The 15,430-nt window shown below is 64.7% G+C and carries 13 protein-coding genes; 5 read left to right on the forward strand and 8 right to left on the reverse strand.

Annotated elements, in window-relative coordinates:
* Positions 1 to 12: 12 nt before the first annotated feature.
* The 3 genes from BMW89_RS32550 (at position 13) to BMW89_RS32560 (ending at position 3,222) form a co-directional block, all read left to right on the forward strand.
* Positions 13 to 888, forward strand: coding sequence for a DMT family transporter (locus BMW89_RS32550; RefSeq protein ID WP_092034367.1), 876 nt, complete (start codon positions 13 to 15; stop codon positions 886 to 888).
* 79 nt (positions 889 to 967) lie between these two features.
* Positions 968 to 1,879, forward strand: coding sequence for a DMT family transporter (locus BMW89_RS32555; RefSeq protein WP_092034369.1), 912 nt, complete (start codon positions 968 to 970; stop codon positions 1,877 to 1,879).
* Between the two features lie 107 nt (positions 1,880 to 1,986).
* On the forward strand, positions 1,987 to 3,222 hold the full coding sequence (locus tag BMW89_RS32560) for an ABC transporter substrate-binding protein (protein WP_092034371.1): 1,236 nt from the start codon (positions 1,987 to 1,989) through the stop codon (positions 3,220 to 3,222).
* A gap of 1 nt (position 3,223) precedes the next feature.
* On the opposite strand, the gene BMW89_RS32565 is transcribed toward BMW89_RS32560, so the two are convergent.
* From BMW89_RS32565 to BMW89_RS38220, 5 genes are read right to left on the reverse strand one after another with little or no spacing between them, the layout of a single operon-like run.
* Positions 3,224 to 4,495, reverse strand: coding sequence for an O-antigen ligase family protein (locus BMW89_RS32565; RefSeq protein WP_092034374.1), 1,272 nt, complete (start codon positions 4,493 to 4,495; stop codon positions 3,224 to 3,226).
* 10 nt (positions 4,496 to 4,505) lie between these two features.
* On the reverse strand, positions 4,506 to 5,885 hold the full coding sequence (locus BMW89_RS32570) for a glycosyltransferase family 4 protein (protein WP_177196492.1): 1,380 nt from the start codon (positions 5,883 to 5,885) through the stop codon (positions 4,506 to 4,508).
* Complete coding sequence (locus BMW89_RS32575) at positions 5,882 to 6,622, reverse strand: ABC transporter ATP-binding protein (protein ID WP_092034377.1); 741 nt, start codon at positions 6,620 to 6,622, stop codon at positions 5,882 to 5,884. The genes BMW89_RS32570 and BMW89_RS32575 overlap by 4 nt, the downstream gene beginning before the upstream one ends.
* Before the next feature lie 3 nt (positions 6,623 to 6,625).
* Positions 6,626 to 8,578: a glycosyltransferase gene (locus BMW89_RS32580; protein WP_092034380.1), complete on the reverse strand. Its 1,953-nt coding sequence runs from the start codon at positions 8,576 to 8,578 to the stop codon at positions 6,626 to 6,628.
* A gap of 5 nt (positions 8,579 to 8,583) precedes the next feature.
* On the reverse strand, positions 8,584 to 8,745 hold the full coding sequence (locus BMW89_RS38220) for a hypothetical protein (protein ID WP_177196493.1): 162 nt from the start codon (positions 8,743 to 8,745) through the stop codon (positions 8,584 to 8,586).
* Positions 8,746 to 8,871: 126 nt separating this feature from the next.
* Here BMW89_RS38220 and BMW89_RS32585 point away from each other — a divergent pair, with 126 nt between their 5' ends.
* Both BMW89_RS32585 and BMW89_RS32590 read left to right on the forward strand, forming a co-directional pair.
* Positions 8,872 to 9,762: a DUF6502 family protein gene (locus BMW89_RS32585; RefSeq protein ID WP_092034382.1), complete on the forward strand. Its 891-nt coding sequence runs from the start codon at positions 8,872 to 8,874 to the stop codon at positions 9,760 to 9,762.
* Positions 9,759 to 10,967, forward strand: a complete 1,209-nt coding sequence (locus BMW89_RS32590) for a DUF5666 domain-containing protein (protein ID WP_092034384.1) — start codon at positions 9,759 to 9,761, stop codon at positions 10,965 to 10,967. The genes BMW89_RS32585 and BMW89_RS32590 overlap by 4 nt, the downstream gene beginning before the upstream one ends.
* 39 nt (positions 10,968 to 11,006) lie before the next feature.
* Here the strand turns inward: BMW89_RS32590 and katE are convergent, their stop codons facing one another.
* The 3 genes from katE to BMW89_RS32605 all read right to left on the reverse strand — a co-directional run bounded on the left by katE (position 11,007) and on the right by BMW89_RS32605 (position 15,377).
* A complete protein-coding gene (katE, locus tag BMW89_RS32595) occupies positions 11,007 to 13,130 on the reverse strand; it encodes a catalase (protein WP_092034386.1) in 2,124 nt (707 codons plus the stop codon).
* Between the two features lie 87 nt (positions 13,131 to 13,217).
* The gene (locus BMW89_RS32600; RefSeq protein ID WP_177196494.1) at positions 13,218 to 14,585 is read right to left on the reverse strand and encodes a M23 family metallopeptidase; all 1,368 of its coding nucleotides are present in this window, start codon (positions 14,583 to 14,585) and stop codon (positions 13,218 to 13,220) included.
* Positions 14,586 to 14,696: 111 nt separating this feature from the next.
* Positions 14,697 to 15,377 (reverse strand): peroxiredoxin, encoded by a 681-nt coding sequence (locus tag BMW89_RS32605; RefSeq protein ID WP_092034390.1) that lies wholly within the window; start codon positions 15,375 to 15,377, stop codon positions 14,697 to 14,699.
* Between the last annotated feature and the right edge of the window lie 53 nt (positions 15,378 to 15,430).

Raw genomic sequence — 15,430 nt, forward strand, 5'->3', positions numbered from 1 at the left:
GGGCAGTTCGACATGGGGCAGCCTCGATCGGAACGCGGTCTCGGCATTGCCCTCGTCATATCAGCCGCGGTCGCTTGGAGCACGGCGCCGTTCTTCACCCGACTGCTGCCGTTCGATCCCTGGACGATTCTGTTCTGGCGCGGCCTGTTCGCAGGCGGCCTGATCAGCGTGTTTCTGGTGGTGATGCAGGGCCGCGGCGCGCTGCGGCAATTGATCGTGCCGGGGAGGGGCGGGTTGCTCGTCGCCTCGTTGTCCACCATCGGTATGGTCTCGTTCATCCCCGCGCTTCAGATGACCAACGTGATGAATGTGGCGGTGCTGATCGCCACGCAGCCCTTCGTCGCGGCTGCGCTGGCGTGGCTATGGCTCGGTGAGACCGCAAATTGGCGCACGCTGATCGCAAGCCTGATGGCCTTTGCCGGCGTCGTCATCACGGTCGGCGGTGTGCAAGCCGGCGCCGATCTCGGCGGCGTGGCCCTGAGCTGCCTGATGGTATCAGCCATCTCCGCCATGACGGTGGTGGTTCGGCGCCACCGCGAGACGTCGATGGTGGCGGCGGCCGCGCTGTCGAACTTCCTCGGAAGTCTCGTCAGTCTTCCGTTCGCTCACGACATCGCCCATGTCGGCGGCAACGGCCTCGCCATTCTCGCGATGTTCGGCTGCCTCCAGGTCGCGCTCGGCCTGACCCTCTACATGCTCGGCTCGCGCCTGCTGCCGTCAGGGCAGGCCTCTCTGATCGCGACGCTGGAAACGCCGCTAATGCCGTTCTGGATCTGGGTTGCCTTCCGGGAATTGCCGGCCGTGCACGCCCTCATTGGCGGCGCCCTGGTGATCGGGGCGGTGGTTGCCGATATCGCGGGTGACGCCCGGTCACGCCGATCCTCTTGAGCTGTGTCTTGTCGGAAATCGGGTGGCCTTGTTCGCTGACGTGTCCTAGGCGGCAGGCTCGGCCGCCGAGGTGATACCCATGCCCCCGAACGACAACCGTATCGATGCGCGAGACTGGTCGCTGCTTGCCGTGCTCTCGGTCCTCTGGGGCGGCTCGTTCTTCTTCAACGGCGCGGCGTTGCGGGAATTGCCGCCGCTGACGCTGGTGTTTTTGCGCGTCGCGCTTGGCGCGGCCATTCTCCTGCCGCTGCTCCGGATGCAGGGGATCCGCTTTCCCAACGGCATGACGGGCTGGAAGCCGTTCGTTGCGATCGGGCTGCTCAACAACGTCATCCCGTTCTCGCTGATCGTGGCCGGCCAGACCTTCATTCCGAGCGGACTGGCGTCGATCCTGAACGCGACAACGCCGCTGTTCACCGTGCTCGTGATGGCGGCGGCGCGCGAAGAGGCCTTGCAGATGCGCCGTGTCGCCGGCGTGGCGCTGGGCCTCGCCGGCGTGATCATTTTGCGCGGATGGGGCATCGAGACGAGGGTCGGGCAGGGGATCGGAATCCTGCTCTGCCTGGGTGGTGCCTTCAGCTACGGTCTCGCCGCGCTGGCGGCGCGGCGGCTGTTGAAGGACTCGGCCCCGCTCGGCACGGCAACGTTTCAGCTCATGGCGTCGACGGTGATGATGGCGGCTGTCGCCAGCGCGGTGGAGCAGCCGTGGCATCTTCCGATGCCTGATATCACGACCTGGCTCGCGGTGCTCGGCCTTGCCGGCCTGTCGACGGCGCTCGCTTACATCGTCTTCTTTCAGATCATTCGGCGCTCGGGCGCGACCAATGTGATGCTGGTGACGCTGCTCATTCCCGTCACCGCAATTCTTCTGGGCTGGCTGGTGCTGGGTGAGCCGATCTCCCCGCGCGAGATCGCCGGCGCCATCGTCATCGCCAGCGCGTTGCTGGTGATTGACGGACGCGCGATCAGCCTGCTGCGGCGCGGCGCCTAAGTTCCCGATCGAGCGTTTCATCTCACGGAAAAACGAGCCGCTTGCCAGCGGTCAGCCGCCTTGCGACACTCTCCACAAAACAAGACTACAAAATAGGGGAGAGAACGATGCCGGGTCGTCGCCAAAACCTTGCTGCCATCGCTATGCTTGCTGCCGGAGTGCTCGTCGCAGTACCGGCGATGGCGCAGAAGAAATACGACCCCGGCGCCACCGACACCGACATCAAGCTCGGCAACATCATGCCCTACAGCGGGCCGGCGTCGTCCTATGGCGTGATCGGGAAGACCGAGGCCGCCTTTTTCAAGATGATCAACGATCAGGGCGGCATCAACGGGCGCAAGATCGACTTCATCAGCTATGACGACGCCTATTCGCCGCCGAAGGCGATCGAGCAGGCGCGCAAGCTGGTCGAGAGCGACGAGGTCCTGTTGATCTTCCAGCCGCTCGGCACGCCCTCGAACTCCGCGATCATGAAATACATGAATGCGAAGAAGGTACCGCAGCTCTTCGTTGCCTCCGGCGGCACCAAGTTCGGCGACCCCAAGAACTTCCCCTGGACCATGGGCTTCCAGCCGAACTACCAGAGCGAGGGGCGAATCTACGCAAAATATATCCGCGACAAGTTCCCGAACAGCAAGATCGCGGTGTTCTGGCAGAACGACGATGCCGGCAAAGACCAGTTCAAGGGCCTGAAGGATGGGCTCGGCGACAAGGTCAACATGATCATCGCCGACAAATCCTACGAGGTCAGCGATCCCTCGATCGACTCGCAGATCGTGGCACTCCACGATTCCGGCGCCGACATCTTCTTCTCGTGGGCGGCGCCGAAGGGTTCGGCACAGGCGATCCGCAAGGTCGGCGAGCTCGGCTGGAAGCCAAAATTCTTCCTCGCCAACACCGCGACCTCGGTCGCCTCTGTGCTCAAGCCCGCCGGGCTCGACTATTCCAAGGACATCATCTCGACCGTCTATCTGAAGGACCCGACCGATCCGACCTGGGACAAGGACCCCGCGGTGATCAAATGGCGCGCGTTCATGGACAAGTATTATCCTGATGGCGACAAGGCCAACGCCAACAATGTCTATGGCTATGTCCAGGCCGAGGCGATGGCCCAGGTCCTGAAGCAGTGCGGCGACACTCTCACGCGCGAGAACGTCATGAAGCAGGCCGCGAACCTGAAGGATTTCCACACCGACCTGATGCTGCCGGGCATCATGGTCAACACGTCAGCCGATGACTATTTCCCGATCGAGCAGATGCAGCTGATGCGCTTCAACGGGCAGGCCTGGGAGCTGTTCGGAGAGGTCATCACCGGCGAGGTTGGCCACGAGCGCGGCCAGTAGGTCAGGACCGGCTGGCGGCTTGCGCCCTCAGCGCTATGCCGCCGGCGACGCCGACGCCGAGCACATACATCCAGCCCTCGTGGAAATCGAACAGGTGCGAGTTCAGCAGCGAGCTCGCGATGTTCTGCACGATGACCACGAAGCCGATCCAGGTGGCAAGGCCTTCGCCGAGGAAAAGGCGAAGCTGCGCGATCCACATCGCGTAGAGCAGCACGACGCCCAGCAGGCCCCACTGCATGGCGGCATTGAGGGTCTGGTTGTGCGGATTGCTCACAACCTCCGCATCGAGGCTGCTCCCGCCAGTGGCGGCGCGCTCGAATTGCCGTTTGATCGAGCCGGTGCCATGGCCGATCAGGGGGGCTTCAGCGATGGCGTGGAGCGCCTTGCGCCAATAGGTCAGCCGCTGCGCGGTCGAGGCGCGGCTGATGTCCTCATGGCCATGGCGGTATTCGACCGCGACGTCGGTGATGCGCTGGCGCAGATAGGGCGAATTGGTCCAGGCGAGCGCGCTTGCGGCGACCGTGCCTGCGAGCAGGACCAGCGTCGCCCGCCGGCTCAGATGTTTCCAGGCGAACAAGGCCAGCAGCACCGGGACGCAGAGAAGCGCCGTGCGGCTTGAGGCGACGAATACCATGTTGGTGGCGAACAGCAGGATCAGCGCCAGGCATGCGGCGGTTGCGGCCACGCTTCCACCGCGCCAGAAAGTCAGCGCGGGCAGCGCCAGCGCAAAGGCACACAGCGTGAACTCCTGGCTCTGGTCGATGTAGTTCTTGACGGGAACGCCGGCCGATGCCGTCGCGGTGATCTTCCAGGCGGGATCGACCAGCACGATCCAGGAGTAGACCGCAAGCAGCGCACAGGAGGCGAGGAAGGCGAGGCAAACCCACAAGCCGCGCTCCGACCGGCTGAAATGATAGAGCAGCGGTGGAATCAGCACGAGCTTTGCCACCGGCTTGATCGCATGCAACCGATCAGCCCAATCGCCGCCCGACCACAGCGTGCCGACGAGCGCGAGCATCAGGAACACGAAGGGGAGCGCAAACGCGGGCCGTGTCAGCTCGCGGGCATAGTCGCGCCAGTCGATGGTCGGCGTGACCGCGAGCAGCCAGAGCCCGACGAAGACCGAAGGCGCCGTGGTTGACCAGGGCAACGACGCCGCGATCAGGATGACCAGCACATCTGCCGCCCGGACCAGCGCGGCCGAACGGCCCAAAGCCTGCCATCGGCCACGCAGGTCGCTGAGATCGGACAATACGGCAGATTCAGCCGTCATCTGGATGCACTTACTGGGCTGCGACCAGCCGTTCCCTGGGCATCTCACGCCCGAGGAAGTCGCGGGCCTGGGTCTCGTAGCCGAACCGCTCGGCGAGCTCGTGGCGCCTCGCGCGGATCTTGCCGCGGTATTCTTCTTGCCGCGTTAGCACGCGCGTGATGGAGGCTGCAACGGAGTCGGTCGAGAAGGGATCGAAATAGTCGGCGAGCTCGCCCGCGACCTCGCGGAACACCGCGATATCCGAACACAGCACCGGCGTGTTCGCGGCCAGGGCCTCGATGATCGGCACGCCAAAGCCTTCGGCAAAGCTCGGCATGATCAGGCCGTGCGCCTCCGCGATCAGGGCCGCCTTCTCGTGCTCGTCGACATAGCCGGCGAAGCGGACGTTTTGCGGCAGATTGCGCATCCGGCTGGTTTCGCCGGCATAGCCGATCACGACGAGATCGGCCTGCGGTACGCCACGGAAGGCGCGGATGACGGTGGCGACGTTCTTGCGCGGCTCGTTCGAGACGATGACGACAAAGCTCGGCCGCCCCGGACGCCCCGACGGGGCTGGAAGGTGCAGGACATCCGGGGCGTCGAACCGGGTGCGGGGATACACGACCCGCGCCGGCAGGTGAGCAAATTGCGGCAACAGTTCCCTGAACCGCATCATGCTGTAGTTTGAAACGAAGGCGAGTTCGTCGGCCTGGCGCAGGCTGGTGAGCAGCCGCGACAGGAACAGCCGCGTGGCAACGTCGCTGAGCTTGAGGTCGGTGAGCGGCAGCAAATCGTGGACGACGCAGATCACCTTGGCGTCCGGCCTGCGCCTGATCGCCACCCGCGTCGGCGTGTCCACGACGATGATGTCGTAGTCGCGCGCATCGACCCGTGGCGGCGGCAGCAGGAAGAAGGCCGAGGAATCCTGATAGCTGTAGAAGCCGGGCTCAAGCTGGAAGTCGCGGAACAGCTCGAGATGGCGCAGGTCCGGCGGGACGTATTCGAGTGCGGCAGTTCTGTTCTCGATCAACCGGGCATTCAGCCCGCGCAGGCCGATCGCGCGCAGGAAACAGGCGATATAGTCCCACGACACCGACATGGCGGCCTTGTGACGGACCCAGTCGAGCGTGCGGCGCAGGCCGCCACGGACGACCGGCTCGCCCATGTTGACCTCGTCGAGGAAGCGGTACAGCGCGAGCAGCTCGATGTTGCGCGACTGCGCCGGAAATAGTTTCGTGCGCCGTTCGCGCCGTCGCAGCTTGCGAAAGCGCCGCGTGGTCTCCACCAGCAGCGTCAGATCGTGCCCCTCGGCCGCGAGCGAGCGCATCAATTCGCGCGTGAAGTGGAAGATACCGCGCTTGTGGTTGGGCTCGCCCAGCGCTTCGGAGACGACGAGGATGTTCTGCTTCATGCACGTTTCTCGCGGAGCTCGAGGGAATGCGTTGCCGGCGGCTCGACCGCGACGGTCGAGGCGATGCGGCCGTGATCGAGATTGATGATGCTGGAGCAGGTACGTCGCAGCAGCTTCTGGTCGTGCGAGGCGATCATCACGATCGCGGCCTGCGACACCAGGTTCAGCAGCCGCCCCTCGGCCTTCTCCGCGAAGTGCTCGTCGACCACGCTGAGCCATTCGTCGAGCAAGAGGATGTCGGCCGGAAAGGCGGTGGCGGTTGCAAACAGCACCCGCATCAGCATGCCGGAAGAGAACATCCGCAGTGGTAGCCGCTGCATCCGCGTCTCGAGCTCGGTGAAGGCCCAGATATCGTCGATCACGCTGCGGGTCGGCTTGCGGCCGCCGATGCGCAGCAGCAGCGCGATGTTGTCCTCGGCGACGAAATCCAGGTTGACGCCGGCGTTCAGGCCGAGCAGGGGCATGACATTGCCCTGCACCGCGATGCTGCCGCTGCTCGGGGGATAGACGCCGGCGATCAGCCGCAGCAGCGTCGACTTGCCGGAGCCATTGGGACCGGCAAGTCCGATGCGGGCGCCGGCTTCGGCCTCGATCGTGAAATTGTCGACGGCGCGGATGATCCGCATCTCGCCCGGCTCGCGGATAAGATGCCCGAGCAGCCGCCGCTTCAGTGAGAAGTCGTAGGCGCCGTAGAGCGGGTAATCGAGACAGATGTTGCGCAGGCTGATCGAGACCATGTGTCAGATCCAGAATGCGGCTTTGCGCAGATGGACCAGCGTCAGCACGCTCGCAAAGATCAGCAGCGCCAGCGTGATGAGGACGTAGACGATGCTCGTGGGATCGATAGGAGCGCCCGCCAGCGGCTCGCGCCACACCGCGAACAGATGCGTCAGGGGATTGATCCGCATCACCGTCGAGCGGTGGTTGATCATGTCCGACGACCAGATCACGGGCGAGGCGAGAAAGGCCAGCATCAGCGTGGATTCGATGATCGGCTTGAGGTCGCGATAGCGCGTCGCCAGGGCGCCAAGGACGAGGCTCAAGGCGAAGGTGCAGGCGATGAAGAGAAGCAGGCCGGGCAACGCCGCCAGCGCATGAGAGAGGTCGTGTGGCGAGAGCACGAGCCAGAGCAGCAACGGCACGCAGGCATTATGGAGCGCGAACAGCGCCTGGCGGAACGTGCATTGCAGCAGGAAGATGACTGGCGGCAGCGCCCGGTCGCGGATCAGGCTCGCCGAGTTCTGCAGCGCTGTGGTCGCATCGAGCACTACGCTGTTGAGGAAGGTCCATGCCGTCATCGACAGCGCCAGCATCGGCAGGCGCGCCATCATGTTGGCGTTCGACATCTGGCCGATCACCGAGCCCAGCACCGCGACCACGATCGCCATCTGGAGCGACATCCAGAACGGGCCGAGCAGCGAGCGGACGTAGCGGTGCCGCATGTCGGACCAGGCCAGCGCCGCCGCGATCCGGACGGTGTCCAGCCAGCCGGTCGCCTGCGGCGGCTCGCTGGTCGGCGATCGCTCCGCGCTGGATGCAGCGACGGCGTCGCGATAGACCGTCTCCATGCCCTGCTTGAAGGCCGACGCCGAATAGCGGGTGAGTGCGCGCGTCCGTGCCGAAAGTCCCATGCGGCGGCGGCGCTCGGGATCGCGTATCAGGGTGTCGATGGCTTCACCCAGCTTCTCGGCGTCGCCGGGCGGCACGGTGATCGCCTCCATGCCATGGCGGGCGACGTGCGGCACCGCGGTGTCGAGCGCCGTGTTCACGACCGGGCGGCCGGCGGCCATGGCCTCGAGCTGGACGAGCCCAAAGGTCTCGGCATTGGTCACCGACGGCATCACGAAGACGTCGGCGAGGCACATCAGCTTGACGCGCTCGCTGTCGCTCACCGAGCCGAGCAGGCGGACGCGCTCTCCGAGGCCGAGCTCCTCGATCAATTGCTCGAGCCGCGGCCGCTCGGCGCCCTCGCCGATGATCCAGGTCTCGAAATTGTGCGCAGCCGCGGCGCGGATCAGGACGTCAAAACCCTTGTAGGGCACGAGCCGGCCGCAGGCGAGCACGAGGCGGCCGCGATCATTGACATGGTGCGGCTCGATCTTCGGCCAATCGTAGCCCGAGGTGTCGATGCCGAACGGCACGACGTGACATTTGTCCTCGAATTCGCGCAGCAGCGGCGTGTTGTCGACCAGCACGTGGTCGGAGACGATGATTGCCTTGGCGCGGCGCAGGGTTCGCCGCATCAACGGTTCGATGAACCAGCGCAGGCCGGCATGGCTGACGATGTCGGCGTGCCAGTGCACCACCAGCGGCCGATTGGCGCCGAACCCGAAGGCGAAGACCAGATCGGCGAGCGGAAAGGGGGCGTGGAGGGCGAGCAGATCGTGCTCGGCGATCTTGCGCCAGAGACGCCAGGGATAGGCGGGCGCGGCGGGCAGCGACATCACATTGCCGAACGAACGCACGCGCTCGACCGGCACGTCGTTGACGATGATCTCGCGTCGTTCCGCCGATTGCGAGCAGACCAGCACGGCAGAGGAGAAAGCGTCCTTCAGGCTCGCGCAGATGTCGCGGATCACCGTGAGCGTGCCGCCGAACAGGTCGGGATAATAGATCTTGAAGATGTGCAGCACCAACGGACGGCGCGGGGTTTTGTGCAAGGTTCCGTTCAAAGTCTCTTGGGTCTGCGTCATGGTGATCAGCCTGCGAGCAGCGCTGCGACGAACGGTGCGGCGAGCACCGAGATGAAGATCACCCCGCGCAGCAGCGCGGGCAGAATCGGCTCGATTGCGCCACGCCCCCGGTCAGGACCAGGCAGTGCACGCAGTGAAACGGAATTGCGGACCAAGCGATCAGCCATGGATGAGAATCCCTTTACGTCGCGCCCCTCAGTGGCGCCTCGTATATGTGGGAAAATTTACCACGTCAATCCAGAATTGGGAAAAGTGGGATTGTGTCCCACGCGATGCGCCGGTACAATTCAGACATGAATGCCAAGCCCGGGTCCAAAGCAGCGGCACCACAGCCGAATGCCGCCGCGAAGCTGCACGCGCCGCTGGCGCGGCTGCTGCGCCCGCTCGTGCGGCTTTGCATTCGCAGCGGCATGACCTTTCCGGCCCTGGCGCAATTGCTTCGCGAGCTTTTCGTCAATGTCGCCGAGCATGATTTCGCGCTGGAGGGAAAGGAGCAGACCGACAGCCGCGTCAGCCTGCTCACCGGCATCCATCGCAAGGAAGTCGCGCGGCTGCGCGGTGCGGGTGCGCCCGTCAACGAAACGCCGGCCGCGGTGTCGCTGACCAGCGCCGTGATCGCGCGCTGGCTTGCCGCGCCTGAGTTCACCGATGCGAAGGGTGAGCCGCTGGCGCTGCCGCGCACGGCCGAGGGCGATGCGGCGTCATTCGAGCAACTGGTCGCTTCCGTTACCAAGGACGTCCGTCCGCGCGCAGTGCTCGACGAATGGCTCGATCGCAAGCTCGTCACCATCAACGAGAATGACGAGATCACGCTGGTCGAGGCTGCCTTCGTCCCGAGCGGCGGGGACGACAGCAAATGGCACTATCTCGGCCGCAATCTGCACGACCACATCGCCGCGGCCGAACAAAACGTCTCAGGCGCCGCGCCGCGCTTCCTCGAACGCGCGGTGCACTACAACAACATCTCGCCGAAGCTGGCGCGACGCCTCGAGGCCCGCTCGCGCGAGCTCGCCATGGACGCGCTGAAGACCGCCAACCGCGAAGCCAACCGCGCGCTCGCCAAGGACAAGGGTGGTGACGCCCGCTGGAATTTCGGCATCTACATCTATAGCGAGGACGCCGACGAAGAGGGTGAGGCCAGGGAGGGTGGCAAGGAAGGCAGCAAAGAGGGCGGTTCCTCATGAGCCGGCCACCGCTCATCTCCCGCCGTCTGCTGTTGACGGGATTCTGGCTCGCCGGCACGGCGATCGCCCGTGCGCAGGTCAAGCGCGGCACCGATCAGGGCATCGGCGGCACCGGAATCACGCGCGGCGATGATCACGGCATCGGCGGCACCGGCATCGTCGGCGTGATCCAGCGTTTCGGCAGCATCTACGTCAACGGCGAGCGCGTCACTTATGCGAGCGACGTTCCGGTTCGGATCGACGGCGAGGCGGCGAGCCTCAAGGCACTGCGCATCGGCCAGCTGGCCCGCGTGGTCGCGACGCGACAGGCCGACGGCATCCTCGTCACGCGCAACATCGCGATCGCGAGCGAGGTCTCCGGTCCGATCGAGCAGGTCAAGGGCAACGAGCTGACGGTGCTCGGCCAGAAGATCGTTGCGAGCGGCAAGGAGACCAAGCTTCGTGCGGGCACGCAGGTGGCCGTCTATGGCTTGCGCCGGGCCGACGGCGTGATCGTCGCAAGCCTGGTCGAACCGCGGCGCGAGGCGACCGAGCGTGTCACCGGTCTGGTCGAGCGCGGGCCGGATGGCCTGCGCATCGGCGGGCTGAAGTTGAGCGGCGTCGATCCGCTGCTGGTTGGCCAGCGTGTCCAGATCGAGGGCAGTACGAGCCAGGGGGCGATGCAGGCCGCGCGGACGCGGATCGACGATTTCTCGGATCTCGTCGGGGCGAGCCGCCTGTCGATCGAGGCTTACGTGCAGCGCGTCGGCGCGAATCTCCAGCTTGGATCCGGCCTCGTGGCCCACGACAGCTCGCGATTTGGCCCGGCGGCCGGCGAAGCCCGCATGGTGGTCAACGGCGTGTTCGATCGCGCACGTGGCCTTCAGGTGGATTCGGCGCAGGCGATCGGCCAGGGCCCGGGATCGTCCCCGCAAGGGCCTGGCGGCGCCGGCAATCCCGGACGCTCGCCGGGTGGCTCGATCATGCATCCTAATCGTCCCACCACCACGCCTGGCGGCAGCCAGCCCGGCGCACCGGGGACGACTGCCCCGGGATCGAGCCCGGGCACGAATCCGGGGTCCGCGCCGTCGGGATCCAGCGGCCCGTCAGGCCCTGGTGGTCTTGGCTCGCCTGGTGGTCCGGGTGGCGGGCCCATGGGGCCCGGCGGTGGAATGGGTGGCGGCTTCGGTGTTCCCGGAGGCGGCATGGGCGGCGGCCGGCGCTAAGCAAGTCGAGACGCTTGTCGCGCCGGCTGGCTTACCCGCCTAGGGCATCTTGACGTTCGGCTCGCGTTCCCAAACCCGCAATGGGGAGAGACTGTCGACGAACGATTTTGCCGACTTCGGACTTCCCATGAGGATGCAGCCTTCGTCGAAATCTTCGGCAGAAACGCCCGCTTTTTCGAACAAGGGCAGAGCCGCCTCCACGTAGCCGATGAACTTGCAGTGTGCGAAGGCGTCGGCAACGAAGTCGCGCGCCGTAGACTCCAGCAGCAGATCGTCGATCGCGTCTGCGGCCGGCAGAAGCGCGACCGCGTCGTACAGAACGGATGGTCCTCCGTCGATCATCTGATCGGCCTCGATCCAGCCGCCGTCGCTGGCTTTGACGCCCGTCACTTTGGGCGCGATGATCTCGTAGGCGGCACCGGCCTTGTCGAGGGCGCTCTTGAGGGCCTTGAGGACATTTGCATCCGAACCGTCGGAGACGAGGATGCCAAGTTTTCTCCCTTCGAAGCGCTGAGGACCGTTTTCGACGATGCTAAGGGCAGGGGACGGTTCGAGATCCTGACGCGTCGGCACGGCCGCGTCCGCGGGTTTGGGCATCTTTTGCAGACCGAGCTTGTCTGCGACCTTGTTGGCCAGCGTCTCGTCGATGTTGAGGAGATGCGAAACCATGCGCTCCCGGATCACAGGCGTTTTCGCCTTGCTGAGCTCGAAGGTGAGTGCGGCGGCGATGTGGGACTGCTCGCCCGCGGTCTGGCTGATGAAGAACTGCCGCGCCTGGCTGTAATGGTCTGCGAAGCTTTCAGCGCGCAGACGACGCTTGGCGCCTTGCTCGACCTCGGCGAACGGTGTGAAGCCGCGCTGGGACGATTCCCTGGGACCTTCTCCAAAGGAATTCGGCTGGTAGTTGGCGCGCCCGACCGGATTGCGCATGGCCATGTGCCCGTCCTGCTGAAAATGTGCGAACGGACATTTGGGCGCATTGATCGGAATATGCGTGAAATTGGGGCTGCCCAGCCGCTTGAGTTGGGTATCGAGGTAGGAGAAATTGCGTCCCTGGAGCAAGGGGTCGTTGGAGAAGTCGATTCCCGGCGGAACGTTCTGGGTCATGAAGGCGACTTGTTCGGTCTCCGCAAAGAAGTTGTCGGGCATGCGATCGAGCACCAACCGGCCGACCGGGATCGGCGGCAGCATCTCTTCGGAAATGATCTTGGTCGGATCGAGAACGTCGAAATCGAAGGCGTCGGCGAATTTCTGATCGAACAATTGCAGCCGCAGCTCCCATTCCGGGAAATTGCCGGTCTTGATCGCCGTCCAGAGATCGCGCCGGTGGAAGTCGGGATCGGCGCCATTGATCTTGACCGCTTCGTTCCACACGACCGATTGCAGGCCAAGCTTTGGCTTCCAGTGAAATTTGACGAACGTGGATTCCCGTTTCGCGTTCACGAGCCGAAACGTGTGGACGCCGAACCCTTCCATGAAGCGAAACGAACGCGGAATGGCGCGATCGGACATCACCCACATGATCATATGCATGCTTTCGGGGGTGAGGCTGATGAAGTCCCAGAAATTGTCGTGCGCCGACTGGGCCTGAGGAAAGGCGCAATCCGGCTCTTCCTTCACGGCGTGGACCAGATCGGGAAACTTGATGGCATCCTGGATAAAGAAGACCGGGATGTTGTTGCCGACGATGTCCCAGTTGCCTTCCTGGGTATAGAGCTTGACCGCAAAGCCCCGCACATCCCGGGCGAGGTCGACCGAGCCCTTGCTTCCGGCGACGGTTGAAAATCGCACGAAGGCGGGTGTCTTCTCGCCGGCGCGCTGAAACAGGTCGGCGCTGGTATACTTCGCAAGCGACTTGTAGGTCTCGAAGAAGCCGTGCGCCGCATATCCGCGTGCATGCACGACCCGCTCGGGGATGCGTTCATGGTCGAAGTGAAAAATCTTCTCCCGGAAATGGAAGTCCTCGAGCAAGGTGGGTCCGCGAGGGCCGACCTTCAACGAGTTCTGGTCGTCTGAGACCGGGCCGCCTTGGGCCGTCGTGAGGACACTCGCCTTGCCCGTCGCGGTTTGATGAAGTTCGCCGCCTTCGCCGCGCTCCAGCTTTTGATCGTGGATGGTAGCCGCGCGCGCAGATGTGCGAGTTGATTTCGTCGTCTTGGCCATCGTGAGGATCTCCCTGGGCGCCCATGGAGTCCTTCAATCCGCCTGGCTACGTGACGTTCCTAGTTGGGTTGCCGGTCAGGCGGAGTTCTAGCCTGCGCTGAGCCGCACGCCGGCGCGCAAAAACTTCTGCGGATCGACCGCTTCGCCGTCGATGCGGGTTTCGTAATGCAGATGCGGACCGGTGGAGCGGCCCGTGGATCCGACGAGGCCGACGACCTGGCCGAGCTTGACGATCTCGCCGACCTTGACGTTGATCTCGGAGAGATGGCCGTAGCGGGTCGACAGCCCGTTGCCGTGGTCGACCTCGACCATGCGGCCGTAACCACCGGACCAGCCGGCCGACACGACCTTACCGCTGGCGGTGACGCGTGCGGGATCGCCGGTCGCGGCGCGGAAGTCGAGGCCGGTGTGCATCGCGGGCCGGCCCAGGAAGGGATCGCTGCGCACGCCGAAACCGGAGGTGAACTCGACCTCGCCGATGACGGGCTTGCGATAGGGCACCAGTGCCAGCGTGCGATTGAGACGATCCATCTCGGCGCGGGCGACATTGATGCGATTGAGCTGCTTCTCGAACGGTCCGGCATTGGCCGTCAGCTTGACGGGAACGAACGGGCCGCCCATCGCGGTCCGCGGCACGGCGGCTTCGAGATTGGCCATGTTCAAACCGAGATCGCTGACGACGCCGCGCATCCGGCGCATGCGCGAATCCATGCCTTCCTCGACGGCGCTGAGCGATGCGATCTGGCGACGCTCGACCTGATCGAGAGAGGACGTGAGCCGGACCAGGACATTGTCGAAGCCCTGGTTTTTGGCGAATTGATTGGTCGGCGCGGCCATCACGGCCGGCGCGCGCGACTCAAGCCGTGCTTCGCGATCCGGCGGCGCCACGAAGATCACGGTGTCGCTGATCGGCGAAGGTTTTGGTGTGCCCTGCGTAGTGTTCTGGCTGGCGTCGCCACGCTGCGGCGTCGCGCGCGGGATCGATCCGGTCACGTCGGGCATGGCTCCGAGCGCCGTGGCCCGGGACTCCAGCGCCGTCTGACGCTTCATGATCTGGTCGAGCTTCTGGTCGAACTGCTCCTGGTCGAGCAGCTGCCGGCTGGTGGTGCGGTCGACCTTGGCGCGCAGTTCGGTGATGCGATCCTCATAGGCGTATTGCATCTCGGCCTGGCGGGCGATCAGCCGGGTCAGGACGTCGTCGCGGAACGCGAAATAGGTGGCGGTTGCGGCCGACCAGAGCCCGAGCAGGACGACGGTGCCGACCACGATCCAGAACACCACGGGCCCCAGGCGAACCTGCTTGCCGTGATGCACGATGGTGTAGGCGTCGTCAGCGTCGGGAAGAGGAATCGCAGCCGCCGCCGCAGCAGTGGCGAGACCGCGATGGAAGGCCCGTCCGTGGTCGTGGGGATGATGCTGGGGGTACTGCGAGAATTGGGCAGAACTTTTCGACATCGGCACTCCCGCGCCGGTCGGATGGGTTCCTTGCGGCCTAATTGCCGCAGCAATCTGGGCCGGTCATGGTTAATTTTCCGGAAACGGAACTGCTTGAACTTAACGGATTGGTTAAAGACTTCTTGCCGCTTCCAGCACCTGATCGGCATGGCCGTCGACCCGGACATTGCGCCAGATCCGGGCCACCTTGCCGTCGCTCCCGACCAGTACCGTGGTGCGAAGAATCCCGAGGAAGCTCTTGCCATACATAGACTTTTCGCCCCAGGCGCCATACGCCTCCAGCATCCCGTGTGTCTCGTCCGAGATCAGGGGGACGCCGAGGCTGTGCTTGTCGCGGAACTTCTCCTGGGCCTTTAACGAATCGGCGGAGATGCCGAGCACGGCGGTGCCGGCTGCTTTGAAGTCGCCGGCCAGCCGGGTGAAGTCGATGGCCTCCCGGGTGCAGCCGGGCGTGTCGGCGCGGGGGTAGAAGAACAGGACGAGCTTCTGGCCGGCATGGTCCGACAGCGTGACCACGCCGCCGCCGTCGCGGGGCAGGCGGAAGGCTGGGGCCTTCTGGCCTTCGGTCAGGGCCGCCTTCGCTGAGGCCGCCGATTTGGAAGAATTTAACTGTTTCGATGCGGCCCCATGCGATGCTGTCTTTGCTATGGTCGCGGTTGATTTGCTGGCCGGTGTCCGCTGGGTTTTCGTGGACTTTGTTTGAGCAGACGCCCGCGTTTTCAGGGCCTTCTTTTTTGCCGTCGGACTGCCGGAGGGCGTTTTGGACGATTTCTTTCGGGATGTCTTGGACATACGCCTTCCTTTCGTCGCTTTCGGCGGGTCAACCAAAGCGGTATTGCAGCTCT

It is taken from the genome of Bradyrhizobium sp. OK095, assembly GCF_900109945.1.
Classification (GTDB): domain Bacteria; phylum Pseudomonadota; class Alphaproteobacteria; order Rhizobiales; family Xanthobacteraceae; genus Bradyrhizobium.

Coding starts and splice junctions, on each gene's coding strand:
- BMW89_RS32550 (WP_092034367.1), top strand. CDS start 13: ATGGGGCAGCCTCGATCGGAACGCGGTCTCGGCATTGCCCTCGTCATA.
- BMW89_RS32555 (WP_092034369.1), top strand. CDS start 968: ATGCCCCCGAACGACAACCGTATCGATGCGCGAGACTGGTCGCTGCTT.
- BMW89_RS32560 (WP_092034371.1), top strand. CDS start 1,987: ATGCCGGGTCGTCGCCAAAACCTTGCTGCCATCGCTATGCTTGCTGCC.
- BMW89_RS32565 (WP_092034374.1), bottom strand. CDS start 4,495: ATGACGGCTGAATCTGCCGTATTGTCCGATCTCAGCGACCTGCGTGGC.
- BMW89_RS32570 (WP_177196492.1), bottom strand. CDS start 5,885: ATGAAGCAGAACATCCTCGTCGTCTCCGAAGCGCTGGGCGAGCCCAAC.
- BMW89_RS32575 (WP_092034377.1), bottom strand. CDS start 6,622: ATGGTCTCGATCAGCCTGCGCAACATCTGTCTCGATTACCCGCTCTAC.
- BMW89_RS32580 (WP_092034380.1), bottom strand. CDS start 8,578: ATGACGCAGACCCAAGAGACTTTGAACGGAACCTTGCACAAAACCCCG.
- BMW89_RS38220 (WP_177196493.1), bottom strand. CDS start 8,745: ATGGCTGATCGCTTGGTCCGCAATTCCGTTTCACTGCGTGCACTGCCT.
- BMW89_RS32585 (WP_092034382.1), top strand. CDS start 8,872: ATGAATGCCAAGCCCGGGTCCAAAGCAGCGGCACCACAGCCGAATGCC.
- BMW89_RS32590 (WP_092034384.1), top strand. CDS start 9,759: ATGAGCCGGCCACCGCTCATCTCCCGCCGTCTGCTGTTGACGGGATTC.
- katE (WP_092034386.1), bottom strand. CDS start 13,130: ATGGCCAAGACGACGAAATCAACTCGCACATCTGCGCGCGCGGCTACC.
- BMW89_RS32600 (WP_177196494.1), bottom strand. CDS start 14,585: ATGTCGAAAAGTTCTGCCCAATTCTCGCAGTACCCCCAGCATCATCCC.
- BMW89_RS32605 (WP_092034390.1), bottom strand. CDS start 15,377: ATGTCCAAGACATCCCGAAAGAAATCGTCCAAAACGCCCTCCGGCAGT.